The following is a 24375-nucleotide window of genomic DNA, read 5'->3' on the forward strand; positions in this document are numbered from 1 at the left end:
GCCCGCTCCCCCGCGGTGGTGCACCTCGAGGTGCGTCGGGATCACCGGACATGAGCGTCACGGTGAGGAAAACAATCCACCACCGGGCCAAAATCGCTGAGCAGCACCCACTCCGAGAGTGGGGGCGGACACCGGTTCGGCCGCGGGCATCCGCACCACTCAGGACGAGAGCGCGGCTACGCGGGGATCGACTCCACTGTAGCACCCTTCGTGTCCACCGCGAGGAGCAGCACGCGCCAATCGGGGTGGCGCTCGGTGACGAGGTCGGCCGCCGCGAGACGCTCGGCAGGTCCCCCGGTGAGCACGAGAATCGACGGGCCGGCCCCGGACACGACCGCCGGGAACCCCGCCTCGCGCAGCTCACGGATGAGATCGCGCGTCGCGGGCATCGCCTCGCCACGGTAGTCCTGGTGGAGCCGATCCTGCGTCGCTTCCATGAGCAGTTCGGGGCTCTGCGTCAGCGCCGCGATGAGCAGCGCCGAGCGGGACACGTTGAACACCGCGTCCTCGTGCGGCACCTGCTTCGGCTGCAGGCTACGCGCCAGCTCGGTGGACATCGTGAAGCTCGGCACGAGCACGAGCGGGGCGACCCCGCGGTGCACCATCAGGCGCTTGAACTTCGGCCCGTTCTCCGTGGACCAGGCGATCGTGAGCCCGCCGAACAGCGCGGGCGCCACGTTGTCCGGGTGCCCCTCGAGCTCGGTCGCGTACGCGAGCAGCTGCTCCTCACTCAGCACGAGCGGCGCGTCGGGATCGCTCTCGAGCAGCCCGGCGGCGATCATCACCCCGGCGACGATGGCGGAGCCGGAGGACCCCATGCCACGGCCGTGCGGGATCCGGTTCGTTGCGGAGAGTTCGAGCCCCGGCAGCTCGCGCCCGAGCCGCTCGTAGACGTGCGCGGCGGAGCGCACCACGAGGTTCGACGCGTCGGTGGGCACCTCGCCCTCGCCGACGCCGCTCACGTGCACGGTCGCGCCGGGCTCGTCTCGCGTCACCGCGGTGAGGTCATCGCCGTACGCGAGTGCGATCCCGAGCGTGTCGAAGCCGGGGCCGAGGTTCGCGCTCGTCGCGGGGACGCGCACGCGCACGGCGCGCTGCGCTGCCCCGCTCACGCGTTGCCCTCGAGCCGCAGCACGCTCGTGACCTCGAGCACCAGCTCGGAGGCGCGGAGCGCGTCGACCATGGCGGCGAGGTCTGCCTCGCGCGCGACGTGCGTGCCGATCACGAGCGCCGCACGGTCGTCATGCCCCTCGACGCCGGTCTGCTCGACGCTCGCCGCGGACACCCCGTGCTCCGCGAGGATCCCCGCGATGCCCGCGAGGACGCCGGGCTGGTCGTGCACCTCGAGCATCACCTGGTACGCGGTGTTCACCTCGCCGACGGGCAGGAGCGGCAGCTCCGCGTGGAGCGAGCCCGGGATACCAGGGCCGCCGACCACGTGGCGGCGCGCTGCGGAGACGAGGTCTCCGAGCACCGCGGACGCGGTCTCCGCGCCGCCTGCGCCAGCGCCGTAGAACATGAGCTCGCCGGCCGCCTCGGCCTCGACGAACACGGCGTTCTTGCCGCCGTGCACCGCGGCGAGCGGGTGGTCGCGGCGGATCAGCGCGGGGTAGACGCGCGCCGAGACCCCGGCGACGCCGGCGGACGACGTGATGCGCTCCGCGATCGCGAGCAGCTTGATCACGTAGCCGGCGTGCTTCGCGGCCTCGATCTGCTCGAGCGTGATGTTCGCGATGCCCTCGCGGTGCACGGCGTCGACCGGCACCTCGGTGTGGAAGGCCATGCTCGCGAGGATCGTCGCCTTCTGCGCGGCGTCGTAGCCCTCGACGTCGAGCGTGGGATCCGCCTCGAGGTAGCCGAGCTCGCTCGCGACGCGCATCGCGTCCTCCGAGCTGTCGCCGAAGCGGTCCATGCGATCGAGGATGTAGTTCGTCGAGCCGTTCACGATGCCGAGCACGCGGGTCACGTGATCGCCCGCGAGGCTCTCGCGGAGCGGACGCAGGATCGGGATCGCTGCCGCGACGGCCGCCTCGTACGAGAGCTGCGCGCCCACCTGCTCGGCTGCGTCGGAGAGCTCGCGGCCGTGCGCGGCGATGAGCGCCTTGTTGGCGGTCACGACGTCCGCGCCGCCCTGCAGCGCCTGCATGATGAGCGTCTTCGCCGGCTCGATGCCGCCCATCAGCTCGATCACGATGTCGGCGCCCTGCACGAGACGTTCGGCGTCGGTGGTGAACAGCTCCTGCGGCAGCTCGACGTCGCGCTTCGCGTGGACATCGCGCACCGCGATCCCGCTGAGCGTCAGTCGCGCCCCAATGCGCGCAGCCAGCTCCTCCCCGTGCTCGAGGATCAGGCGGGCCGTCTGTGCGCCAACCGAGCCGCAGCCCAGGAGCGCAACGCGCAGGTCACGGTATCCGTTCACTTAGTTGCTCCGTTCGTATCGGGGGTGTCGTGTGTGTCGCTGGTCACGCTCATCGCGAGCAGCTGGTCTTCGGTCTCGCCGCGCACGATGAGGCGGGCCTCACCGTCGCGCAGCGCGATCACCGGCGGGCGCGGCACGTAGTTGTAGTTGCTGGAGAGCGACCAGCAGTATGCGCCGGTCGCGGCGACGGCGAGCGTGTCGCCCGGCCGCACGTCGCCGGGGAGCTCATCGCGCTGCACCACGATGTCGCCGGACTCGCAGTGCTTGCCGACCACGCGCACGAGCGCGGGATCCGCCTCGCTCACGCGATTCGCGATCCGCACCTGATAGTCAGCGCCGTAGAGCGCGGGGCGCGCGTTATCGCTCATGCCGCCGTCGACGCTCACGTAGAGGCGCTCAGCGTAGCCCAGGTCAGCGGGGTCAGCCGCTGCGTCGCTGCCCGCGAGCTGCACAGCCTTGGTGGTGCCCACCGTGTAGAGCGTCACCCCGGCCTGCCCGATCACGGAGCGGCCCGGCTCGAACGCGAGGTGCGGCAGCGGAACGTCCAGCTCGCGCGCGGTCTCCGCGACGATGTCGGCGAGCTCGCGCGCAACGTCAGCCACCGCTGGCGCCTCGTCAGCCGCAGCGCTCGTGTACGCGATCCCGAAGCCGCCGCCGAGGTTCAGCTCGGGGATCGGCCGCCCGGCGATCGCGGCGAGCTCCGGGTACGCGCCGAGGAGGCGGCGCGCGGACTCGCGGAAACCGTCCGTCGCGAAGATCTGCGATCCGATGTGGCAGTGCAGCCCGACGAAGAGCAGGTTGTCGTGGCGCAGGATGTCGCGCACGAGGCGCGGGGCCTCGCTGAGCGGCTGGCCGAACTTCTGGTCCTCGTGCGAGGTCGCGAGGAAATCGTGCGTCGACGCGTGGACGCCGCTGTTGACGCGCAGGCGAACGCGCTGGCGCCGCCCGGCGCGCGCCGCGGCCTGGGCCACGCGCTCGGTCTCGAACTCGCTGTCGAGGATGATCGTGCCGACCCCCGCGGTCACCGCGCGCTCGATCTCCCGCACCGACTTGTTGTTGCCGTGGAAGCCGATGCGCGCGGGATCGACGCCTGCGGCGAGCGCGACGGCGAGCTCGCCGCCGCTCGCCACGTCGATCGCGAGCCCCTCTTCCGCCATCCAGCGCGCCACCTCGACACAGAGGAACGCCTTCGTCGCGTAGTAGACGGTCGCCGTCGTGCCGATGCGCTCGGCCTCGGACTGCAGTGCGCCGCGCACCTCGACCGCGCGTGCGCGTGCCGCGTCCTCGTCGACCACGTAGAGCGGGGAGCCGAACTGCTCGGTGAGTGCCGTGGCGCGGAGGCCGTTCAGCTTGAGTTCACCGCAGTCTCGGCCGCGGCGCGCGGTCGGTGGAAAGACGCGTGGGTCGATCGCGTTGGACGTGTCCGTGCGGGTCGCCTGGGTCATGGTGTGCTCCTGGGGTGTGAATCGTGTCGTCGACGCTCGCTGATCGCGGCGTGCGACCGATGGCGAGCGGACCCGGATTGGCCCCTGAAGCCGTGCGAACGGAGGCAGAGCTCAGAACGAACCTGTCCAGCTTATCGTGCCGCGCATGCAGAAATCGGCGTGTGACAGGGGGTGACGTCGCGTGCGGGCTTGGGGCTGCGCGCGCATGCCCGCCAGCAGCCCGCCCGGCGCTAGCGTCGCACCGCGAAGGGGGCGAGGTCGAGTGGGCGTTCCCCAACGGTGGGGGTCTCCCCCGCGACGAGCTGCGCAACCACCTCGCCGGTGATGGGGCCGAGCGAGAGGCCGTGCATGTTGTGCCCCGCGGCGACGAGCACCTCCGGGCGGCCGGGCACCGGCCCGAGCAGCGGCATGCCGTCGGCCGTCATCGGGCGTGCGCCCACCCACTCGTCGGTGCGAGCGTCCCAGTCAGCCCCGGTGATGAGCCCGCGGGCCGCGCGCGTGAGCACATCGAAGCGGTCGCGGTTCATCCGCTCGGGTCGGCCGTCGAACTCCATCATGCCGACGATGCGGAGCCGATCGTGCATCGGGATCACCACGCAGTGCCGATCCATCGAGTGGATGAGGGTGCGCGGCATCCGCGTGACGGGCACCGTGTAGCTGTACCCCTTCCCCGACACGACGCGCGCCGAGCGGATCCCGGATCGGCGCAGGATCGGGGTCGTCCACGCGCCCGCCGCGATGAGCACGCGGTCGCCGGCCACCGTCGTCTCGGCGCCCGCTGCGTCGCGGCAGACGACGCTCGCCCCCGATCCCAATCGAAGCGCGGTGAGGCCGGTGCGCACGGTGACGCCCGCGGCTTCGAGCGCTGACACGAGGCTCGCGACGAAGGTGACCGGGTCAAGCGAAAACTCGCCGGGCAGCACGAAACCGCCGGTGATCGCTGGATCAAGCACGGGCTCGTGCGCGTGGAGCTCCTCGCCCCGCAGGATCGGCCGTGGCCCCTCGCCCCAGCCGTGCTCCGCGCGCGCGGTATAGCTCGCGTGCGCTGCGCGCAGCTCGCCCTCGTCTGAGGCGGTCATCAGGAAGCCGCTGCCGCCGCCGGAGATGTCAATCCCGTCGGCGGCGAAACGGTGCATGGCGGGCAGCAGCTCGTCGGCGAACTGGGCGAGCGCCGCCGCGCCGCGAGCGGCCGGGCGCTTCGTTGAGGCGCGCAGGAACCCGAGGCCGAAGCCGGCGAGCTTCGGCAGGCTCGGGATCGCGATCGACAGGTACGAGGACCGCGTGAAGAGTCCCGTGAAAATGTCGCGCACCGTGTTCGGGGACGCGAGCGGGGCGACCTGCTGCGGCGTGAGCTCGCCGGCGTTGCCTGTCGCGGCGCCGGCCCCGAGGTGATCGCGCTCGACGATGGTGACGCGGTGGCCGTCGCGCACGAGCGCGAACGCGGAACACAGGCCGATCAGGCCGCCGCCGACGATGACAGTGTGCTGCTGGGTCATAGCTGGTGAACTCCTTTGTCCGTTCGGGCCACCCTAGCCGGTGTGCGGGCGGGGCGCTGCCCGGCGTGTGCGGGCCACGGGGCACAAAAAACCAAACCAAACCAGCCGGAGAAATTGGACTTCTCGGGGGGAAACCTCTCGATTCCCTCCGAGAAACCCAATTTCTCCGGCTGGTTTGGTTTGGTTGGGTTGGGTTTGGTTGGGTGTGGTGCGACCTGCCCGGGCCAGAGGCCCGAGCCCAAGCCCCTAGCCCACGCCCTCCAGCATCTCCGTGTGCGTGTTGCCCACGCGCTGCAGCACCTCGGGACGGTTCCGCTGCACCCACCAGAAGCGGAGGAACGCGGCGAGCATCGTCAGCGCGAACAGGTACGGGATCACGTTGATCGGGAACGCGGGCACCGGCCACACGTTCGCGAAGAAGACGTACCCCATGGCAACGACGGCGACGATCGCGCAGAGCCACACGAGGCGGTTCGGGATCCCGGCCTTGGTCGTGTACACGATGCCGGCGATCGCGACGAGCGCGTAGGCGACCATGTAGCCGTACGTGCCGTACGTGTCGACCCACACCACGATGTCCATGGGGTGCGTTCCGGCGAGCAGCAGGATGATGTCGAGCAGGATCGCGGCCGGGCCGGCGATGAGCAGCACGCGGTGCGGGGTGAGGTGGGTCTCGTGCGTGCGGCCGAAGCGCTCGGGCATGATCCCCTCCTTGCCCATCACGTAGACGATGCGGCCAACGACGTTGAGCGGTGCGACCACGACGGCGAAGAACGACGCCGCGACACCGAACACGAGCACCGGAGCGAACCAGCCGGGCATCCCGATCTTGTCGTTGATGGCCTGCAGCGGGCTCGCCACCTTGGCCAGGTCGTCGCCGAGCACGGCGATCTGCGTGTACGCGGCGAACACGTAGAGCACGCCGACCACGACGGCGCTCCACATGATGGCACGCGGGATCGCGGTGTGCGGGTTCTTCGCCTCACGGCCGAGCGCGTCCGCGGAGGAGAAGCCGACGAAGCCGAGGATGCCGAGCACCATGCCGGCGGCAACGCCCTGGAATGGCACGCCCTCGAAGGAGAACTGCGCGGGATCCCACGCGTCGGGGCCGAGCCAGACGAGCGCGGTGACGAGCAGCACGAGGATGATGGCGACGGAGGCGAGCTCGAGCACGAGCGAGACGCGCGCCGAGATCCGGATGCCGCGGATCGTGAAGAAGGTGGCGAGCCCACCGATGATCACGGCGAGCGCGATCAGCCAGCCGAGGCTGCTCGCCTGCGAGATGCCGAAGATCTGCAGCAGGTCGGCCGCGTAGGACACGGCGCCGCCGAGAGAGCCGGCCGCGATACCCCAGGAACCGATGAGGAGCGCGATGCCCGCAGCGAAGGCGCCGGTGGGGCCGAGGCCCTTGGAGACGTAGGTGTAGAGGGAGCCAGCCGAGGCGTGCCGCTTGGCGAACATCGAGATGATGTAGCCAACGCAGAGGATCACGATCGTGGCGAGCACGAATGCGAACATCGTGCCGTTGCCAGCGCCGAGGAAGATCGAGGCGGCGGTGAAGGCGATGACGGCGCTCGGCGCGATGTTGGCGATCGCCTGGGCAGCGAGCTCTGGGCCAGACATCACCCCTTCGCGGAGGCCGGCGTCGACCTGTCGTTCTGTGGTCTGAGTCATGTCAGTTCGTGTGTCTTTCTCTCGTCGTCGAGGGAGTGGAGGTGGAGTCGATTACGGAATGAGGAGCGTGCGGAGCACGCCGCCGGCCTGCAGGTCGTCGAGCGCCTCGGCGGCCTCGTCGAGCGTGCGGCGTCCGGAGATCAGCGGATCGAGCTTCAGCTGGCCGTCCATGTAGCGGTCAACGAGCGCGGGGATGTCGATCGAGGGGCGCACGGAGCCGTAGTTCGAGCCGAGGATGCGCTGGTCAGCCTCCGCGAGCACGAGCGGCTCGAACGACGCCTTCGCGCCGGTGGGCGGGAGCCCGACGATCACCGCGGCGCCGCCGAGACCGAGCATCTTGATCGCCTGCTCGGTCGTGGAGGTGCGGCCGATCGCGTCGAACACGTAGTCGACGCCGTCCGGCATGAGTTCGAAGAGCTGCTCGACGGCGTCGCGCTCGGAGGCGTCGATCCGGTCGGTCGCGCCGAACTGCAGCGCCATCGTGGTCTTCTCGGGGACAACGTCGATTGCGATGATGCGCTCGGCGCCCGCGAGCTTGGCGCCCTGCACCACGTTCAGGCCGACCCCGCCGCAGCCGATCACGGCGACGGTCGCGCCCGGCTCGACCGCGGCGGTGTTGAGCACCGCGCCGACACCGGTCGCGACGGCGCAGCCGACCACGGCGATGACGTCGAGCGGCGCGTCGTCGCGCACCTTGATGGCGCCGGAGGCGGGAACAATGGCTTCCTCAGCGAACGAGGACACCCCGAGGTAGTGGTGCAGCGGCTCGTCACCGTTCGTGAGGCGCGAGGTGCCGTCGAAGAGCACGCCCTGCGGTGCGACGACGGTCGCGACCTTCTGGCAGCGCGCCTCGTGCCCCTGCAGGCAGTAGCGGCACTCGCCGCACGGCGGCACCCAGCTGAGCACCACGTGATCGCCAACGGCGAGCGAGGTGACGCCCTCGCCCAGCTCGACGACCACACCGGACCCCTCGTGGCCCATCACCATCGGGGCGGGAGCATCCCACTCGCCACGCTTGACGTGCAGGTCAGAGTGGCACACACCGGCGGCGGCAATCTTGACGCGCACCTCCCCCGCCTTCGGGGCGGCGAGCTCGACGTCGACAACCTCGACGCGGGTCTCCGGATCGCGGAACACCACAGCCTTCATCAGGAAAACTCCTTCGTAATTCGATTCATTCGACTCGCGGTCCCGCCGGAGTGTGGCGCGGTGCGAGGACGACTCAGGCGATCGTACGGAGCCGCGGCACGCACTGTCACTGCACCAAGTGACGATTCCTGAACACCCGGATCACCACTTGGTACACTGTGACGCATGGCCCTTGACCTCACTGCGGTCGTGCGCGCGGTCGGCGGGCACTGCATTCCGCACCGCCTCGACGAGCGCACCCCCGTCGACGGCGTCACCGCACTGCACGCGTACGTCGTCGTCGGGAACCCGAACTACGCGACGCTTATTACTGGCTCTGATCAGGAACTCCTCGAACGCTTGTCCGCCGGGGGCGCCGCGCGCGAAGCGCTGCTCGGAGCCGTGTTCGTCTCACCGCGCAGCGATCCCGCACTGCGGGCGTCGCTCGCCGAGCACGGCATGACCGCCATCCTCGGCACGGACCTCGCCGACGTCGCCCTCCACGCGACGCTCACCACGATCATCGCCGAGGATCGGGCCGCCGCTGACCGCCTGGTCACCGCGGGCATGAACGTGCTCACACAGGTGGCGCGGCGCGGCGGGATCACCGCGGTCATCGCGGAGCTCGCGCACCGGATCGACGGCTGGGCCGTGCTGCTCGACCCGCAGGGCCAGCTCATCGCGAGCGCGGGCGCCGGTCGGCTGCACGTGTCCGACGCGATCGCTGTCGCCACCGGGCGTCCCGTGCGCGTGCGGCACCACGGTCTGCAGTTGCACCAGGTCGGATCAGATCGGGATCTGGCTGGCCGCCTCGTGATCGCCACCCGCTCGAGTCGCACGAGTCACGCGCGCGACCTGTCCTCACTCGCCGCCGCGCTGTTCGACCTGCTGCTGCGCACGCACGACCCGACACTCACCGAACACCTGGGGCGCGAGGCGCTGCTCGACCTCCTGCTCGCCGGCGGCGCGCCGGCACCACGGCTCCTGCACCGCTGGGGCGTGCACGAGCAGACACTCACGGCGTTCGAGCTCGGCGCGAAGACCCGCACGATCGACGCCGAGCGCCTGCTTCGGCGCTGGTTCGATGAGCTCGGCGCCGAGCACGTCTTCACGGTCGGGCACGGGCGCGTTCGCGGCTTCCTCCGCCCCGAGCTCGCGCCCGAGCTCGTGGCCCGCGTGCAGGGGTTCTCGCCGGTTGCGGGGAGCAGGCTTCACCTCGGCGTCGGCACGCCAGCGCCCGTCGACGCGCTCGCGCGCAGCGCCGTGCAGGCGCGGCAGGCGCTCGACGCGGCGTTCGAGGATGGGCAGCCCGTGGTCGAGTACGCGGAGCTGTCCACCGTCGGACTTGTGTTCTCCGCGCTCGATCACACGGTCGGGACGGAGATCGCGAGCGTGCTCGACCCGCTCCGCGGGCCGGACGGCGCGCACGGCGAGCTCGCGGAGACGCTGCACGTGTTCCTCGCGGAGCTCGGCGCGCACCGGGCGAGCGCCGAGCGGCTGGGCATCCACCGCCAGACGCTCGTCTCACGCATCCGCCGCATCGAGGAGCTCACGGGACTGTTCCTCGACCGGGCCGACGATCGTACGGCGGCGTGGCTGGCGCTGCGCGCCGCTGGCGCGTAACGCCGCCCCGGGCGCCCTGCCCCGATCCCCGCCCCTCCCCGGCATTCCTCACCCCACTTTCTCACGGACAAATCTGAGATCTCGGAGCGGAACGCCCGCACACCCTCCGAAGGATCAAATTTCTCCGCGGGAAGTGGTGCCACGGAGGCGCAGGAGGGGGCCCGGGAGGGGCGCGCTAGCCGCAGCTGCCCTTCGCGTGGAGCTTCGGGTCCGACACCGCGGTCGGCGCCAAGTCAGCGGACACCGTGATCGAGCCGGTGCTCGAGAACTCCACGCCGGTGAGCGTGACACCAGCTGGCAACTGATCCCGCACACAGATCGGTTCGGGTCGCAGCAGCGGATCCAGCAGTGATCCCGTGGCGCCCGCGATCTGCTCCGCGGTGAGGTCAAGACCCGCCGCGCTCACCTCCTTCGGGGTGAGGATCACGTCGCCGTTCGCCACCCCGACCCCGAGCGCGATGGTGATCGGCACGTCCTGCCCGAGGAACGGGATCGATCGCCCGACGACCAGGTCGCCGTCGAGCACCTCACCCGTGGTCGCCGCGCCCTTCGTGAGCACGGAGACGATCGGCGAGATCTGGTCCTGCGGCACGGTGAAGCGCAGCGATCCCTCGCTGATTTCGCCGGTGAGCGGGTTGAACGGGACGAGCCCCGCGTGCATCTTCGCGTCGGCAGTCACCCCGTCGGTGAGCGGCGCGGCGGGGACGGTGACCGTGACGTCACCGACGCCGCCCCGCAGCGCGTGCAGCAGCGCCGATCCCCCGAGGTTCACGTCGACGGGGTGATCCCCGGAGAGCTTCAGCTGGGATCGCACGACCCCCTCGATGGTCCCTGGCAGGAAGAGCCGGAGCCCGAGCTCAGCGGCCCCCGCGAGCACCGCGAGCGCGATGAGCACGCCCAGAAGTTTCTTCCACCAGCTGGATTCGCCCCTCGCCATGCCCGTACCCCCTCGGATCGATGTTCACGTCCGAGCCTAGCGACTCAGCGCTAGAGGCGCTCGGGTGCGCTCACTCCGATCAGGTCGAGGCCGTTGCGCAGCACCTGGCCGGCGGCATCGTTCAGCCAGAGTCGGGTGCGGTGCAGATCGGTGATCGGCTCCTCGCCCATCGGCAGCACGCGGCAGTTGTCGTACCAGCGGTGGAACGCGGCGGCCAGCTCCTCGAGGTAGCGCGCAATGCGGTGCGGCTCGCGCAGCTCGGCAGCGCCGGCGACGATCCCCGGGTACTGCTGCAGCTTGCCGAGCAGCTCGGTCTCGGTCTCGTGCGTGAGCAGCTCGGGCGCGAACGCGGTGCGCCCGAGCCCTGCCGCCTCGGCGTTCCGATCCACCGCGCAGGTGCGCGCGTGCGCGTACTGCACGTAGAAGACCGGGTTGTCGTTGGAGCGGCTGCGCAGCTTCTCGCCGTCGAGCGCGAGCGGCGAGTCCGCCGGGTAGCGCGCCAGCCAGTAGCGAAGCGCATCGGTTCCGAGCCACTCGAGCAGGTCGTCGAGCTCGATGATGTTGCCCGCGCGCTTGGAGAGGCGCGCACCATTGAGGTTAACGAGCTGACCGATGAGCACCGTGATGCTCGTCTCGATGTCGTCGCCCGCAGCGCCAGCGATCGCGGTGAGACGGCCGATGTAACCGTGGTGATCCGCGCCCAGCAGGTAGATCTTCTCGGTGAAGCCGCGATCCATCTTGTCGAGGTAGTACGCGGCGTCGGCGGCGAAGTACGTGTAGATGCCGTTGCCGCGCGTGAACACGCGATCCTTGTCGTCACCGAACGTCGTGGTTCGCACCCAGATCGCGTCGTCCTCCTCGAAGACGTGCCCCTGCGCCCGGAGGCGGTCGATGGCGGCCGCGATCGGGCTGGGCTCGCCATTCGGCCCATCCGTGTGCAGCGTGCGCTCCGAGTAGAACACGTCGAAGTGCACGTTGAAGCGCTCGAGCGAGTCCTGGATCTCGGCGAGCTGCAGCTGGTACGCGAGTTCCTGTGCCCGCTCAAGCGCCGCGTTGCGGTCGCTCGCCGCGAGCTCTGCGAGGCCCGGGATCTGCTCGCGCACGCGCGCCCCGAGGGTCTGAATGTACTCGCCGGGGTAGGCGTCCTCCGGCGCGTCCTCGCCGAGCGCGGCGGCCAGCACCGAGCGGCCGAACTTGTTCATCTGCGCGCCAGCGTCGTTGATGTAGTACTCGTTGGTCACCTCGGCGCCGGCGGCACGCAGCACGCGGGCGGTCGAATCGCCGAGCGCGGCCCAACGCGTGTGCCCCATGTGGAGCGGGCCCGTCGGGTTCGCGGACACGAACTCGAGGTTGATGCGCTGGCCGGCGAGCGTGTCGCTGCGCCCGTAGTTCTCGCCCTGCTCAACGACGCGGCGCGCGGTCTCGCCGGCACTCGCGGCGTCAAGAGTGAGGTTGATGAATCCGGGGCCGGCGACCTCCGCCTTCGCGATGCCGTCGATCCCCTCGGCAGCCGCAGCGATCTCCTGGGCGAACTCGCGCGGGTTCGTGCCGAGGCGCTTCGCGAACTTCATGGCCACGTTCGACGCCCAGTCCCCGTGCTCCCGGTTCTTGGGTCGCTCCACCTGCGTATCGGATTCGGTGACCACGAGGTCGAGGCCGCGGGCCCCAACAAGGTCGGTCACGATGCGGGCAATGGCGGAGGAAAGCTCTTGTGGCGTCACGAGGACTCATTGTAGTGCGGATGCGGCGCGCCCCGGCTCCACGCGGTGCGCACCGGCCGCGCGTTGTGCGCTAGGCTGGTCTGGTTGCACTTGCTCGCCTCCGTAGCTCAGGGGATAGAGCGCCGGTTTCCGGTACCGTAGGTCGGGGGTTCGAATCCCTCCGGGGGCACTGCAACACTGGCTTCCATCGCTTCGGCGGTGGGAGCCTTTTTCTGTGCCGGGAGGTGCTCGGGCGGCTCGAACAGGCGGCCAACGGATCAGACTTCCCGGGGGCTCCATCGCCCCTGCGGACGTCCCCGGCACCTGGTTGCCGCATCAGAGTGCGGTGCTACCGTGCCACACATTAGGTCAGCACTGAGGCGTCGACGAATCGTTCGGGCAACGATGTGGACTCTCCTCGGGGTTGCCTTTACCAGCTGGGTCGCTTCACTCGCGATCGAGGCCTCTTGAACACCGTGGTTCACGATCATTCTTTGGTCAGGCCTCGCAGCTGGTTTCGCCGTGCGCGTGGTTACTCGTCCCAGCGGAACGCGGTCCTCACCCGACGCGTTTCATGAGCTCAACCAGATCTCTCAGGGTCGAACCCATACGCCTGCACCGGGCCACGCGCCTGCTCAGAGCGTGGAAATCGGTGAGCCTTTCCATAACTCACGCCTCAGCGCCGTAGATCCAAATGAAGTGAGCGGGGAGGAGGATCCTCCTTCCCCTTCGCAGTAAGTCCCCGCGAGCGACTGAAACACACCCGGTAACGCCACGGACTAGCGTGGGACCATGCTGAGACTGCTAAGCAAGAACCCGAGCGCGGGAATCGCAGCAGGAACGATGGTCTCGCGGCTCCTCGGGGTGGCGCGCAACATGCTCCTCGCCGCAGCCATCGGGTCGCTCGGCGTCTGGGCCAATAGCTTCGCCACCGCGAACCAGATCCCCAACTCGATCTACAACCTCATCGCGGCCGGCGCGATCTCCTCCGTGCTGGTCCCGCAGGTCGCGAAGGCGATGACCTCCCCGGAGCACGGGCAGCGGTACGTGAACCGGCTCTTGACGCTCACCCTCGTCATGGTGACCGCGGTGTGCGCCCTCACCCTGCTCCTCACGCCAGCGCTGATCGCACTCCTCGGCAGCAATTGGGACAGCCCCGCGCAGGTGCACCTCGCGACCGTCCTCGCGTACTGGCTCATCCCGCAGATCATCTTCTTCACGATGTACTCCGCGCTCGGGGAGGTCCTCAACGCCCAGTCAGTGTTCATGCCGTATGCGTGGGCACCAGCGCTGAGCAACCTGATCGCGCTCGGCGGCATCGTCCTCTTCATCGTGTTCATCGGCGCGGACCCGGACGGGCTCCGAACCGCCGACCAGTGGGGCCCGATGGAACAGCTCCTGATCGCTGGCTCCGCAACGGCGGGGATCCTGGCTCAGGCGCTCGTGCTCCTGGCGTTCCTGCGGCGAGCGTCGATCCGATTCCGACTCGATTTCCGTTTTCAGGGTGTTGGCCTCCGGGCGACCGCGAAGCTCGCCGGCTGGACCCTGCTTGCCGTCGTCGTCGCGCAGCTCGTGCTCCTGCTCACCGTCTGGGCGATGAACCGAGCCGGCGCGCGCGACGCGGGAATCGCGGCATGGAACCTCACGAGCCTGATCGTCGTACTCCCCCACTCGGTGCTCGTCATGTCCGCCGTAACGAGCAGATTCCCGAGCATGAGCACGCAGGCGCTCAAGGGCAAACGCGCCGAGCTCGCCAGCGAGATCGCGCACCTCCTTCGACGGTCAGGGATCGTCATCTGTTTCTTCACCGCGGTGATGATCCCGCTTGCGACTCCGGCATTTCGTGTCGTGATGTTCGAGGCGAGCCCAGAGACCATCGCAACGGCCTCCCCGGTGCTCGTCGCCGGGGTGATCGGCTGTGTGGGTTTCAGCGGCCTCTTCGTCCTGAACCGCGGCTTCTACGCACTCAGCGACACTCGAACGCCGGCGATCGTTCAGATCATTGAGGCCGCGATCGCTGCGATCGGGATCGGGCTGAGCTTCCTCGTCGACCCGGCCTACGTGACCTGGGTCATTGCACTCTGGCTGTCGCTGCTGCTGTGGGTGGAGGCCCTCGTGACCTATGCGCTCCTCAAGAAACGCCTCCCCGAGCTCGCCGGGCAGCGCATCGTGTCGGACACGGCGCGAACCCTCGCGAGCGCGGCGATCGCCGGCGCGGTGGCGTGGGGCACCGCCCTGGCCCTCGGGGGCGGAGACCCGGCGGGCTTCATCCTGAGCAGCCCACTCGCCGCACTGGCTGGCTGCGTGATCGTGGCCGCGGCCGCCGTCGCCGTGTACGTTCCCTGCCTCATCCTCTTCGGCCAGTCCGATGTGCGCGCGCGGCGCCGGGGCCCGCGGCCCGGGGAGCGGTAGCACGCAGCCGGCACGCCAGGACAGCACGCAAACATTCGCACACCCAGAAAGTAACTTGTGTTACATTTGCAACATGACTGATGATACATTCGCCTGGCTGCTCGTGATCCCCCGCGTCCCCTCCGAACCCTCCCGACACCGCGTTGCGGTGTGGCGCGAGCTGCGCCGAATGGGCGCGGTGCCCATCGCATCTGGGGCCTGGGTGATCCCCGAGGTCCCCGCGTTCACCGAGGCGCTCGCCGCCGTGCGCGCGCTGGCCGAGAAGGGAGGGGGCAGCGTGGTCGTGCTCACGGCCGGCTCGTACGAGGACGGCGGTGTCTCCTCACTCCGTGACGCGTTCGTGGCCGCACGCACTGACGAGTGGGACGAGTTCATCGCGGACTGCGCGAAGTTCGACGCCGAAATCGACCGCGAGATCGCCAAGGAGAAGTTCACCTTCGGTGAGCTCGAGGAGGAGGAGCAGAGCCTCGAGCGGCTGCGCCGCTGGCACCGCGACCTCAGCCGCCGCAACGCGATCCCGCTCGATGCCGCGACGACCGCGGCGCAGCGCCTCGACGAGGTGACGGAGAAGCTGGCCGAGTTCTCCGAGCTCGTCTACGCCGCCAATCTGCCGGCGGCCGCAGGTCACCAGTAGCAGCGGGATCACGGTCCGATAACTCCCGTTCGCGAGTGGTGTTCACGCGCGGCAAGGGTTGTCAGTGTGGAACGTGGGGGTGCGGGGAGGCCCGAGCAGCAGAGGTCTCCCCGGACCAACGGCGTGGAAAGCCAGCGCATACGCGTGAGCATCGGGGAGAACGGGGATGCCAGAGGGTCCATCGACACACTCGAACTCCCCGAGCAGGCGCTCGATCTTCCCGTGCACCTCGCGGCCTCGTTCCCGAGCGCGTGTTTCCCGGGATTCACGACAGCGCCGAGCTGAAACGCTTCTGCCGGACCGCATAGCCGCGCCGAGCGCTCGCCACACCAGCTGATCGGGATCGCTGCGCGGCCGCTCCGCGGCATCCGCCCGGCTACTGCGATCGCGGTATGCAGGTGTCTGCGCGGGGGTGACGCGGGGCCAGGCGGCGCGCGAAACACTGATCGTGGGGCACTCACGCCCCACCGATCACGCGCACCGCTGGTGCGCGAGCGCGTCTGGAAGGATCCACATGTACCGCACCATGCTCATGCAAGAACTCCGCGGGAGAACGCGGCAAACGATCATCATCGCGGCGGGCTTCGCCATCGCGATCGCGATGGTCATCGTGGTGTCCGCCTTGTCGAGCGGCGTGCAGCGGGCACAGTCGCAGGCGCTGGAGAGCGTCTACGGCGTCGGCACCGACCTCACCGTCTCCGGCGCAGCCGAGGGGCCAGGCGCGGGCGGTCCCGGCGGCCCGCGCTTCGAGTTCGGCGGCTCCGACGGTGTCACGAGCGACGGCACCACCACCCTCAATCAGTCGCAGCTGACCGCGGAGATGGGGCGGAGCACGCTCGACGCCTCGGTGCTCCAGACGATCACCGAGCTCGATGGGGTGGCGTCGGCCGTCGGCGTGCTGAATCTCACGAGCGTCACCTTCGAGGGCGAGCTGCCGGACTTCTCGCAGGCGCAGGCCGGCGGGCAGACCGCACCGGACGGCGCGACCGGGGACCAGGGCGGTGCCGCGCGGCCGGGCGGCCCGGACGGCGCTGGCGGGAGCGCGTTCGGGATCGACAGCTTCAGCGTGCTCGGCGTCGACCCGTCGGACACGGAGCTGGGACCGCTCTCCGCGACGGAGGTGACCGCCGGGCGCGGCTTCACGGCGTCCGACGCGACCGCCAGGGTGGCGCTCCTCGACGCCACCTACGCGTCCACGAGCGAGCTCGCCGTCGGCGACACCGTCGAGATCGCGGGCGAGGAGGTCGAGGTGATCGGCATCGTCGCCTCGGCGTCCGACTCGGCCGACACGGCGGCGAACCTCTTCCTCCCGCTCGAGACGGCGCGATCGCTGAGCGGGCTCGGCGACGTCGTCTCGACCGTGCAGGTGAGCGCCACCTCCTCGGCGGCCATCGCCGATGTCGAGGCGGCGCTCGCCGAGGCGGTGCCCGACGCGACCGTCAGCTCGCAGTCGGACCTCGCGGCGCAGGTGTCCGGTTCGCTCTCGAGCGCGGCATCCCTGCTGTCGAGCCTCGGCACCTGGCTGTCCGTGATCGTGCTCCTCGTCGCCCTGCTCATCGCGATGCTGCTGACCAGCTCGGGCGTCACGCGGCGCACCCGCGAGTTTGGCACGCTGAAGGCGATCGGCTGGTCGAACTCGCGCATCATGTCGCAGATCGCCGGCGAGTCGATGGTGCAGGCGCTGATTGGCGGCGCCGCGGGGCTCGCGCTCGGGCTCGGCGCCGCCGGAATCATCACCCTCATCGCGCCGACGATCAGCACCGGATCGGGCGCCGGCGACGCGCCGGCCGGCGATCCCGGTGCCGGCGGCACCACCGGCATGCCGGACGGCGCACCGGAGGGCCTGGCCGATGGTCTCGCGGGCGGCGGGATGCCCGGTGGCCTCGGACGCGGCCTGTCCGCGGCGACGGAGATCGTGCTCACCGCGCCCGTGACGCCCTGGATCGTGGCGAGCGCGATCGGGCTGACCGTGCTCGGTGGGCTGCTCGCCGGCGCGCTCGGCGGCTGGCGCACCGCCCGGCTGAGCCCCGTCGAAGCGCTCCGCGCCGTTGCGTAGCGCCGCCACACTCCCCCACACCGCACCCGAATCAGGAGACCACACCATGACCACGACGCACGACATCGAACGCCACGCGGATCCCGCGACGAACTCCGCTCACACCCCCGACACCGACACCGACACCGACACCGACACCGGCCAGGTCTACCGCCTGCGCGGCGTCGAGCGGAGCTACCGCACGGGCGACAGCCTCGTCCACGCGCTCCGCGGCGTCGACCTCGACATTCAGCGCGGCGAGTTCGTCACGATCCAGGGGCCGACCGGCGGCGGCAAGTCGACTCTGCTCCAGCTGCTCGGCGCGCTCGACCGCCCCTCGGGCGGCACGCTCACGCTCGGCGGCGTCGACCTCGGCGCGGCGACGTCGCGGCAGCTCACCCGACTCAGGGCGGACACGATCGGCTTCGTCTTCCAGTCGTTCAACCTCATTCCCACGCTGACCGCGAGCCAGAACGTCGACACGGCGCTGGAAGGACGCGGTATCGGCCGGCAGGAGCGCGACGAGCGCGTGGCGCGCGCGCTCGATCGGGTCGGCCTCGGCGATCGCGGGGACCACCGGCCGGGCGAGCTGTCGGGCGGCCAGCAGCAGCGCGTCGCGATCGCCCGCGCGATCGTGGCTGCGCCGAGCGTGCTCCTCGCTGACGAGCCGACCGGCAACCTCGACGAGGCGATGCGCGACGAGATCCTCGCGTTGCTCGCCGAGCTGAACGCTGAGGGCCTCACGATCGTCGCGGTGACCCACGACTCCGCGGTGGCGCGGCGCGCGCACCGGCGCTTGCGGCTCACCGCTGGCGCGATTCGCGAGGAGTGAGCGGATCCCGTGGCGCGCGTCGGCCACGCTGCCGCGCGCGCCACGCTACGCTGGGCGAACCCACCTCCCGAGACTGATCAGGCGCACAGAGAGCACATCACGTTGTTGCAGAACGCACCGGCACGCGCACGGCCCACTGGGCCCCCGCGCGGCAGCGCCTCGGCACGCGGCGCCCGGGCCGCGCTCGCCGCGGCGCTCTGCGCGGGCGGCGCGCTCGCGGCGCTCATCGCCGTGATCCTCATCTGGTCCGCGCGCGCCTCGCACGAGGATCCGCCCTACGTGAGCGGCCTCGGCGCCCCCGGCGAGCCCACCGAGGAGGTGTTCCGCGTGGCGCTCACGCTGGTCGGCCTGAGCGGGATCCTGGTGGGGCTCGGCTCATGGGGCTCCCGCGCCGGCAGGATCGCGGCCGCTGGCGCACTCGCGCTGACCGCGGCCGGCCTCTGCTTCGTCGGCGCGGCGGCCACCCCGTGCACGCCCGGCTGCCCGGCTCCGAGCTCCGCGCTCTTCACCGCGCAGGACTTTGCGCACCTCGTGCTCGCGATCACGGGCTTCGTGCTCGCGTGCGTCGCGATGCTGCTCTTCGCATTCCGCGGTCGCGCGTGGGCCGTGCTGTCCTGCACCGCCGCATCGCTCGTCGCGGTCATCGCGGGCACCGGGGGGCTCCTCTCACTCGCCGACACGGCGACCGACTTCGGCGCGCTCTGCGAGTACATCGCGACCTCGATCGGGATCGCCTGGCTGATCGCCACCGGGCTCGTGTCGAGCGTGCAGCTCAGCCGACGGCGGCGCCCCGCAGCGGCGGAAACCCCTCAGCCCGCCGCGCCGGGAACGAGCAGCCCGCTCTCGTAGGCGAGGATCACGAGCTGCGCGCGATCGTGCGCGAACACCTTCATCATGATGCGGTTGACGTGCGTCTTCGCGGTGTGCGGGGAGATCACGAGGTCCGCGGCGATCTCCTGGTTGGAGCGGCCGCGTGCCACGTGCAGCAGCACCTCGCGCTCCCGCTCCGTGAGCGTCGCGAGCTCGGGGTGCGCCGCCTCGTCCACCGCTGGCGCTGCCGGGGCCGCGACGTAGCGCGCGATGAGCGCGCGGGTCGCCGCGGGCGACAGCAGCGCGTCTCCCGCGTGCACCGCGTGCACCGCGCGCACGATCTCCTCGGGCTCCGCGCCCTTCCCGAGGAAGCCGCTCGCCCCAGCCCGGAGCGCCGCGACGACGTTCTCGTCCTCCTCGAACGTGGTGAGAATGAGCACGCGCGTGCCCGCCTCGCCGGCGTCGGACGCCGCGCAGAGCGCCGCCGTCGCGGCGATGCCGTCGAGCCGCGGCATCCGAATGTCCATGAGCACGACGTCGGGCCGAAGCGCTGCGGCGAGCGCCACCGCGGCCTCACCGTCTGCGGCCTCACCGACGATCTCGATGCCGTCTGCGCTTCCCAGGATGTCGACCACGGCCTGCCGGATGAGTGACTGGTCGTCAACGACGAGCACGCGGATCATGCGGCGTCCTCTCGTGCGCGCGGCAGTCGCGCCGCGACCTCGAAGGTGTCTCCCCTGGCCGCGAACTCGACGGTGCCGCCGATCGACGCGACGCGCTCCCGGATCCCGGTGAGCCCGAGCCCGCTGGGGTGCACCTCGGGGAGATTGCGTGCGTCGCGCGAGACGGGGTTGTCGATGCGCACGAGCGCGTCGGCGCCGTCGAGCGTCACCGTCACCGACGCCGTGCCAGCGGAGCCGTGCTTGTGCGCGTTCGTGAGCCCCTCCTGCACCACGCGGTACAACACGCGCCCGGCTGCGCCGGTGATCTGGGCCAGCGCGGCCTCGCCCGTGAGGGTCACGGCGAGCCCCAGCTCGCGCACGCGCTCGATGAGCGGGATCAGGTCGGCGGCGCGCGGCTGCGGCGGGAGCGCGCCGAGCTCGTCGTCGGCGCGGAGGTAGGTGAGGAGCTCGCTGATCTCGGTGAGCACCTCACGCGAGGAGCTCCGGATCGTGCGGAGCGCGGTGCGCGCCTTCTCTGGCTGCGCGTCGAGGGCGCTTGAGGCCACGCCAGCGTTGAGGCTGATCACGGAGATCTGGTGCGCGACGGTGTCGTGCAGATCCTGCGCGATGCGCAGCCGCTCCTCGGCGACGCGCTGCTGCGCTTCGGCCTCGCGGGTGCGCTCGGCACGCTCGGCGCGCTCGGTCGCGGCGGCGGCGGCCTCGCGCTGCGATCGCGCGCTGTCCCCCAGTGCGGCAGCGACCGCGATGCCGGCCGCGATCTGGAAGACGCGCACATCGAACACCCCGAACTCGGAGCTGAGCAGACTGAGCGCGGCAACGCTGAGCGTCGCGACGCCCCCGAAGAGGAGGGTGGTGCGGCGGGGACCGGTCGCACCGAGCTGGTACATCGCGAGGATCACCACGATCCCGACCCCCATCGCCGGCGCGTGCAGCGCCACCGTGAGGACGTAGAGCAGCAGCCCGGCGCACACGACCGCGACGGGCCAGCGGCGACGCAGCGGCACGAGCGCGCACGCGAGCAGCACGATCGCGAGCGGGATCGCGATCCCGAGCACCGGGAACGCGCCGCCCACCGGCCCTGCCGGCCCGCCCGGCCCGGCAGGCCCCCCGCCGCCGTTCGCTGGCAGGCCAGCGAGTCGCACCATGGGCACGCCGAACACGGAGGTGACGAGCACGACGCCGATCGCGAGCACGTCGATCCCCCACGCGGGGAATCGCGCAAACCACGCAGCGCCGTGTGGCGCGGGGCTGGCGGGTGCGTGCGCGGTACTCATGCCCCCATTCTCGCTGAGGACCTGCGGCAGCGGCATCCCCCACGCGCAGCATCACGCGTACCGCGGTCGCAGTACGCAAAGTGTCGACACTGGGGCGACGCGCACGACGTGCTCCCCCGAGAGGCTGGAAGTCCTCGTATCACCCTCAAGGAGTGTCCATGTTCAACACCACAGTGATCCTCGCGATGATCGATCTCGCCGCAATCCTCATCCTCGTGTTGGGGATCTACTATCGACGTCACCGACGGCGTGACCTGGTTGTTGCGTTCCTCGGGGTCAATGCTGGCGTGCTCGCCGTCACAGTGGTGCTCGGCAGCTCGCAGGTGGCTGCGGGCCTCGGACTCGGGCTCTTTGGGGTGCTGAGCATCATCCGGCTCCGCTCGTCCGAGATCTCTCAGCGCGAGGTCGCGTACTACTTCGCCGCGCTCGCGATGGGGCTCATCGGGGGCCTCGCTGGCGGGTCTTCGCTTCTCCTGCCTGCCGCGCTCATCGCCGTGATCGTCGCCACGATGTGGTTCGCCGATCATCCGAAGATCCTCCCGGGCAGCAGGCAGCAGCTCGTCAGGCTCGACCGGGCGATCACCGCGGAGGATGAGCTGCGCCTCGCGCTCGCTGAGCGGCTCAACGCCCGCATCACCGCGGTCACAGTGCAACAGCTCGACCTGGTCAACGACAGCACGCTCGTTGACGTGCGCTACCGCGTGGACGCGACATGACCTCGCACAGCGCGGTCCTCACCGCGCCGACCGCGTGGCTCTCAGGCGTCGGGCTCCCGGAGCTCGTGCGCGTGGCGGCGCTGCTCGAACGTGTGGACCGCAAGTACCTCCTCGCGCCGGAGGATGCCGCGCGCGTCCTGCGCGCGCTCGAGCCCGGCACCCGAGTGCTCGAAATGTCCGGCCAGCGCACGTTCGGGTACGACTCGGTCTACTTCGACACCGACGACTTCGCCGTGTACCGGCTCACCGCGCAGCGCAGGCGACGGCGCTTCAAACTTCGCACGAGGAGCTACCTCGACACCGGCGGCTGCTTCCTCGAGGTGAAAACCAAGGGAGGTCGCGGCACGACGGTCAAGACTCGGGTGCCGTGGGACCCCGCGGATCGCGACCGGCTCGGCCGGGACGGCCGCGAGTTCGCCGCGTCGGTGCTCGGCGACTCCGGCGCCGACGCCGCACTCGCGCAGCGGCTCCGCCCATCGCTGTCGAGTACGTACCAGCGGACCACGCTGCTGCTGCCGTGCGGCAGCCGCGCCACCATCGACACCGATCTGCGCTGGAGCACGCCGGGCGGCGGCGCCGCCAGCGTGCCTGGCCACGTGATCATCGAAACCAAGTCTGCCCAGCGCAGGAGCCACCTCGACGACGCGCTCTGGCGCGCTGGACATCGCCCGAATGGCGTCAGCAAGTTCGGGATCGGAACCGCGGCGCTCTACCCCGCGCTCCCACGCAACGCGTGGACGCGCGAGCTCACTACCACCGTCACCACCGCAGCAGATTCCACGCTGCACACCACTGGGAGGAACACATGACCACGCCCCACATTTCCCCGCGTACACTCCGCGCAGGCGCCCCGCGCCAGCGCGCACTCGCACGCCGCGCGCTCGCGGGCTGCGCGCTCGTGAGCAGCCTGGCGCTCCTCGCCGGCTGCACCACTGCGACCCAGGACCCCGGCGCCTCGGCGCAAGCGGAGGCCAGCGCGCAGACGGAAGCCACCGCGCACGATGACGCAGCCGCGACCTCAGCCACCGGGCTCACGCCGGCAGCGGTGCTCGCCGACAATGCCGAGGTGACTGAGTTCGGAGCCGACGAGTGGGACGTGGCCGACGCCATTGCCGTGGATCTTGGGTCGCCGTCTGGCACCGGGATCGAGTCGAGCGCCGGGACCGTGACCGTCACGGCCGCCGGCGTGTACCGGTTCTCCGGCGCCCTCACCGGGCAGCTCGTGGTCGCGGCACCGGATGATGCGCGGGTCGTACTCATTCTGGACGGGGTGACGATCACGAACAGTGCGGGATCCGCCATTCACGTGCAACAGGCCGACGACGTGGCGATCCATCTCGCAGACGGCAGCACGAACCGGGTCTCGGACGCCGAGACGTACGCGGCGGACGCCGACGCGAACGCGGCGATCTTCTCGACCGCTGACCTGACGATCAGCGGGAGCGGTTCGCTCACCGTGACCGGCAACGGCAACGACGGAATCACGTCGAAGGACGACCTCGTGATCCTTGACGGCACCCTCGCTGTGACGGCACGGGCCGACGCCCTACGAGGCAAGGACGCGCTCGTCATCGAGGGCGGGGAACTCTCCCTCACCGCGGAAACGGGCGACGGGATGTATAGCAAGGGCGATGCTGACGAGGCGGAAATCGACTGGTCGCGCGGGGTCGTCTCGATTGCGGGCGGCACGATCGACATCACGGCTGGGGACGACGGCATCCAGGCGTTCACCGACGCGGTGATTGGCGGTGGCACGGTGACGGTCATGGCGGCTGATGACGGTGTGAAGGGCGAGGCGATCGTCGCCATCGGCGAGCTGCCGGAGCGCGCGGCGCCGACCGTGACGGTCGTGAGCGCCACCGAGGGCATCGAGGCGGCCAGCATCGGCATCAGCGGGGGCACCACCTCGGTGACCGCGAGCGACGACGGCGTGAACGCCTCGGGGAACACCGAGCTCCAGGCGCTCATCGCCGGCACAGCGGCCGCCGACACCGGCGCAACCGGAGGACCGCAGAGCGAGTTCCAGGACACGGGTGAAACGCTCGCGATCAGCGGCGGCGAGCTCACCGTCGATGCCGAGGGCGATGGGCTCGATTCCAACGGCATCCTCACCGTGACCGGCGGCACGGTGGTGGTGTACGGGCCAACCCGCGGCGGCAACGGCTCGCTCGACACGAACGGCGAGCTCACCGTCACTGGCGGCACGATCACCGCGTTCGGACCCGGCGATATGGAGCAGACCCCAACGACGGACGGGCAGGGCTGGGTGATCGTCTCCGCGGCGATCGCCGCGGGGCAGACGGGGACCATCGTTGCAGACGACGGCACAGAAATCGGCTCGTTCGATGCGCGGAAACAGGCCGCATCGATCCTGGTCTCCGCGGCGGAAGTGACGGCGGGCGCGAGCTACTCCGTGGTCGTAGACGGCGAAACCGTCGGCACCGCGATCGCCGGCGAGGGCGGTGCGGCGGGGCCGGGCGGCGGCGCTGGCGGCGGCCAACCGGCCCAGGGCGGTCCAGCCGCCCCCGGCGAGATGTCGTAGGCGGAGCGCCCCGGG

General features: G+C 70.6%; 19 protein-coding genes and 1 tRNA gene. 10 read left to right on the forward strand and 10 right to left on the reverse strand.

Annotation, left to right across the window (positions count from 1 at the left end):
• Positions 1 to 176: 176 nt before the first annotated feature.
• From thrB to EGM46_RS03665, 6 genes are all read right to left on the reverse strand, one after another.
• Positions 177 to 1112 (reverse strand): homoserine kinase, encoded by a 936-nt coding sequence (thrB, locus tag EGM46_RS03640; RefSeq protein ID WP_125098812.1) that lies wholly within the window; start codon positions 1110 to 1112, stop codon positions 177 to 179.
• On the reverse strand, positions 1109 to 2419 hold the full coding sequence (locus tag EGM46_RS03645; RefSeq protein ID WP_125098813.1) for a homoserine dehydrogenase: 1311 nt from the start codon (positions 2417 to 2419) through the stop codon (positions 1109 to 1111). The genes thrB and EGM46_RS03645 overlap by 4 nt, the downstream gene beginning before the upstream one ends.
• Positions 2416 to 3864 carry a diaminopimelate decarboxylase gene (gene lysA / locus EGM46_RS03650; protein WP_125098814.1) on the reverse strand — a complete coding sequence of 483 codons (1449 nt, stop codon included), beginning with the start codon at positions 3862 to 3864 and terminating at the stop codon, positions 2416 to 2418. Before lysA ends, EGM46_RS03645 begins: the two co-directional genes overlap by 4 nt.
• A 230-nt stretch (positions 3865 to 4094) precedes the next feature.
• A complete protein-coding gene (locus tag EGM46_RS03655; RefSeq protein WP_125098815.1) occupies positions 4095 to 5360 on the reverse strand; it encodes an NAD(P)/FAD-dependent oxidoreductase in 1266 nt (421 codons plus the stop codon).
• 246 nt (positions 5361 to 5606) lie between these two features.
• Complete coding sequence (locus tag EGM46_RS03660) at positions 5607 to 7034, reverse strand: APC family permease (RefSeq protein WP_125098816.1); 1428 nt, start codon at positions 7032 to 7034, stop codon at positions 5607 to 5609.
• A gap of 51 nt (positions 7035 to 7085) precedes the next feature.
• Entirely contained in the window at positions 7086 to 8183 is a 1098-nt protein-coding gene (locus tag EGM46_RS03665; protein WP_125098817.1) for an alcohol dehydrogenase catalytic domain-containing protein, read from the reverse strand.
• Between the two features lie 165 nt (positions 8184 to 8348).
• On the opposite strand from EGM46_RS03665, the gene EGM46_RS03670 reads away from it, so the two are divergent.
• Entirely contained in the window at positions 8349 to 9785 is a 1437-nt protein-coding gene (locus EGM46_RS03670) for a PucR family transcriptional regulator (protein WP_125098818.1), read from the forward strand.
• A 175-nt stretch (positions 9786 to 9960) separates the two neighbouring features.
• Here EGM46_RS03670 and EGM46_RS03675 read toward each other — a convergent pair whose 3' ends face one another.
• Entirely contained in the window at positions 9961 to 10722 is a 762-nt protein-coding gene (locus EGM46_RS03675; protein ID WP_125098819.1) for a DUF2993 domain-containing protein, read from the reverse strand.
• A 50-nt stretch (positions 10723 to 10772) separates the two neighbouring features.
• Positions 10773 to 12443, reverse strand: a complete 1671-nt coding sequence (gene argS / locus EGM46_RS03680; RefSeq protein ID WP_125098820.1) for an arginine--tRNA ligase — start codon at positions 12441 to 12443, stop codon at positions 10773 to 10775.
• A gap of 96 nt (positions 12444 to 12539) precedes the next feature.
• Between argS and EGM46_RS03685 the strand changes: the two genes are divergently transcribed.
• The 6 genes from EGM46_RS03685 (at position 12540) to EGM46_RS03710 (ending at position 19184) form a co-directional block, all read left to right on the forward strand.
• Positions 12540 to 12612: transfer RNA gene (locus tag EGM46_RS03685), tRNA-Arg, on the forward strand.
• Between the two features lie 602 nt (positions 12613 to 13214).
• Complete coding sequence (gene murJ / locus EGM46_RS03690; protein ID WP_125098821.1) at positions 13215 to 14834, forward strand: murein biosynthesis integral membrane protein MurJ; 1620 nt, start codon at positions 13215 to 13217, stop codon at positions 14832 to 14834.
• Between the two features lie 73 nt (positions 14835 to 14907).
• Complete coding sequence (locus EGM46_RS03695; protein WP_125098822.1) at positions 14908 to 15468, forward strand: Chromate resistance protein ChrB; 561 nt, start codon at positions 14908 to 14910, stop codon at positions 15466 to 15468.
• Positions 15469 to 15982: 514 nt separating this feature from the next.
• Positions 15983 to 17524: an ABC transporter permease gene (locus EGM46_RS03700; protein WP_125098823.1), complete on the forward strand. Its 1542-nt coding sequence runs from the start codon at positions 15983 to 15985 to the stop codon at positions 17522 to 17524.
• 46 nt (positions 17525 to 17570) lie between these two features.
• A complete protein-coding gene (locus tag EGM46_RS03705) occupies positions 17571 to 18335 on the forward strand; it encodes an ABC transporter ATP-binding protein (protein ID WP_125098824.1) in 765 nt (254 codons plus the stop codon).
• Positions 18336 to 18437: 102 nt separating this feature from the next.
• Positions 18438 to 19184: a DUF998 domain-containing protein gene (locus EGM46_RS03710; RefSeq protein ID WP_164512802.1), complete on the forward strand. Its 747-nt coding sequence runs from the start codon at positions 18438 to 18440 to the stop codon at positions 19182 to 19184.
• Here the strand turns inward: EGM46_RS03710 and EGM46_RS03715 are convergent.
• Both EGM46_RS03715 and EGM46_RS03720 read right to left on the reverse strand, forming a co-directional pair.
• Complete coding sequence (locus EGM46_RS03715; RefSeq protein ID WP_125098826.1) at positions 19145 to 19828, reverse strand: response regulator; 684 nt, start codon at positions 19826 to 19828, stop codon at positions 19145 to 19147. The two genes, EGM46_RS03710 and EGM46_RS03715, sit on opposite strands and share 40 nt — an antisense overlap.
• The gene (locus tag EGM46_RS03720; RefSeq protein ID WP_125098827.1) at positions 19825 to 21102 is read right to left on the reverse strand and encodes a sensor histidine kinase; all 1278 of its coding nucleotides are present in this window, start codon (positions 21100 to 21102) and stop codon (positions 19825 to 19827) included. The genes EGM46_RS03715 and EGM46_RS03720 overlap by 4 nt, the downstream gene beginning before the upstream one ends.
• Before the next feature lie 158 nt (positions 21103 to 21260).
• On the opposite strand from EGM46_RS03720, the gene EGM46_RS03725 reads away from it, so the two are divergent.
• Genes EGM46_RS03725 through EGM46_RS03735 form a run of 3 tightly spaced genes read left to right on the forward strand, consistent with a single transcriptional unit; the run spans position 21261 to position 24360 of the window.
• Positions 21261 to 21818 (forward strand): DUF4956 domain-containing protein, encoded by a 558-nt coding sequence (locus tag EGM46_RS03725; protein WP_125098828.1) that lies wholly within the window; start codon positions 21261 to 21263, stop codon positions 21816 to 21818.
• Entirely contained in the window at positions 21815 to 22627 is an 813-nt protein-coding gene (locus EGM46_RS03730) for a polyphosphate polymerase domain-containing protein (protein WP_125098829.1), read from the forward strand. Before EGM46_RS03725 ends, EGM46_RS03730 begins: the two co-directional genes overlap by 4 nt.
• The gene (locus EGM46_RS03735) at positions 22624 to 24360 is read left to right on the forward strand and encodes a carbohydrate-binding domain-containing protein (RefSeq protein ID WP_125098830.1); all 1737 of its coding nucleotides are present in this window, start codon (positions 22624 to 22626) and stop codon (positions 24358 to 24360) included. The genes EGM46_RS03730 and EGM46_RS03735 overlap by 4 nt, the downstream gene beginning before the upstream one ends.
• The last annotated feature ends 15 nt before the right edge of the window (positions 24361 to 24375 follow it).

The organism is Leucobacter chromiireducens (assembly GCF_003917135.1).
Taxonomy (GTDB): domain Bacteria; phylum Actinomycetota; class Actinomycetes; order Actinomycetales; family Microbacteriaceae; genus Leucobacter; species Leucobacter chromiireducens_A.

Coding starts and splice junctions, on each gene's coding strand:
- lysA (WP_125098814.1), bottom strand. CDS start 3,864: ATGACCCAGGCGACCCGCACGGACACGTCCAACGCGATCGACCCACGC.
- EGM46_RS03655 (WP_125098815.1), bottom strand. CDS start 5,360: ATGACCCAGCAGCACACTGTCATCGTCGGCGGCGGCCTGATCGGCCTG.
- EGM46_RS03660 (WP_125098816.1), bottom strand. CDS start 7,034: ATGACTCAGACCACAGAACGACAGGTCGACGCCGGCCTCCGCGAAGGG.
- EGM46_RS03665 (WP_125098817.1), bottom strand. CDS start 8,183: ATGAAGGCTGTGGTGTTCCGCGATCCGGAGACCCGCGTCGAGGTTGTC.
- EGM46_RS03670 (WP_125098818.1), top strand. CDS start 8,349: ATGGCCCTTGACCTCACTGCGGTCGTGCGCGCGGTCGGCGGGCACTGC.
- EGM46_RS03675 (WP_125098819.1), bottom strand. CDS start 10,722: ATGGCGAGGGGCGAATCCAGCTGGTGGAAGAAACTTCTGGGCGTGCTC.
- murJ (WP_125098821.1), top strand. CDS start 13,215: ATGCTGAGACTGCTAAGCAAGAACCCGAGCGCGGGAATCGCAGCAGGA.
- EGM46_RS03695 (WP_125098822.1), top strand. CDS start 14,908: ATGACTGATGATACATTCGCCTGGCTGCTCGTGATCCCCCGCGTCCCC.
- EGM46_RS03700 (WP_125098823.1), top strand. CDS start 15,983: ATGTACCGCACCATGCTCATGCAAGAACTCCGCGGGAGAACGCGGCAA.
- EGM46_RS03705 (WP_125098824.1), top strand. CDS start 17,571: ATGACCACGACGCACGACATCGAACGCCACGCGGATCCCGCGACGAAC.
- EGM46_RS03715 (WP_125098826.1), bottom strand. CDS start 19,828: ATGATCCGCGTGCTCGTCGTTGACGACCAGTCACTCATCCGGCAGGCC.
- EGM46_RS03720 (WP_125098827.1), bottom strand. CDS start 21,102: ATGAGTACCGCGCACGCACCCGCCAGCCCCGCGCCACACGGCGCTGCG.
- EGM46_RS03725 (WP_125098828.1), top strand. CDS start 21,261: ATGTTCAACACCACAGTGATCCTCGCGATGATCGATCTCGCCGCAATC.
- EGM46_RS03730 (WP_125098829.1), top strand. CDS start 21,815: ATGACCTCGCACAGCGCGGTCCTCACCGCGCCGACCGCGTGGCTCTCA.
- EGM46_RS03735 (WP_125098830.1), top strand. CDS start 22,624: ATGACCACGCCCCACATTTCCCCGCGTACACTCCGCGCAGGCGCCCCG.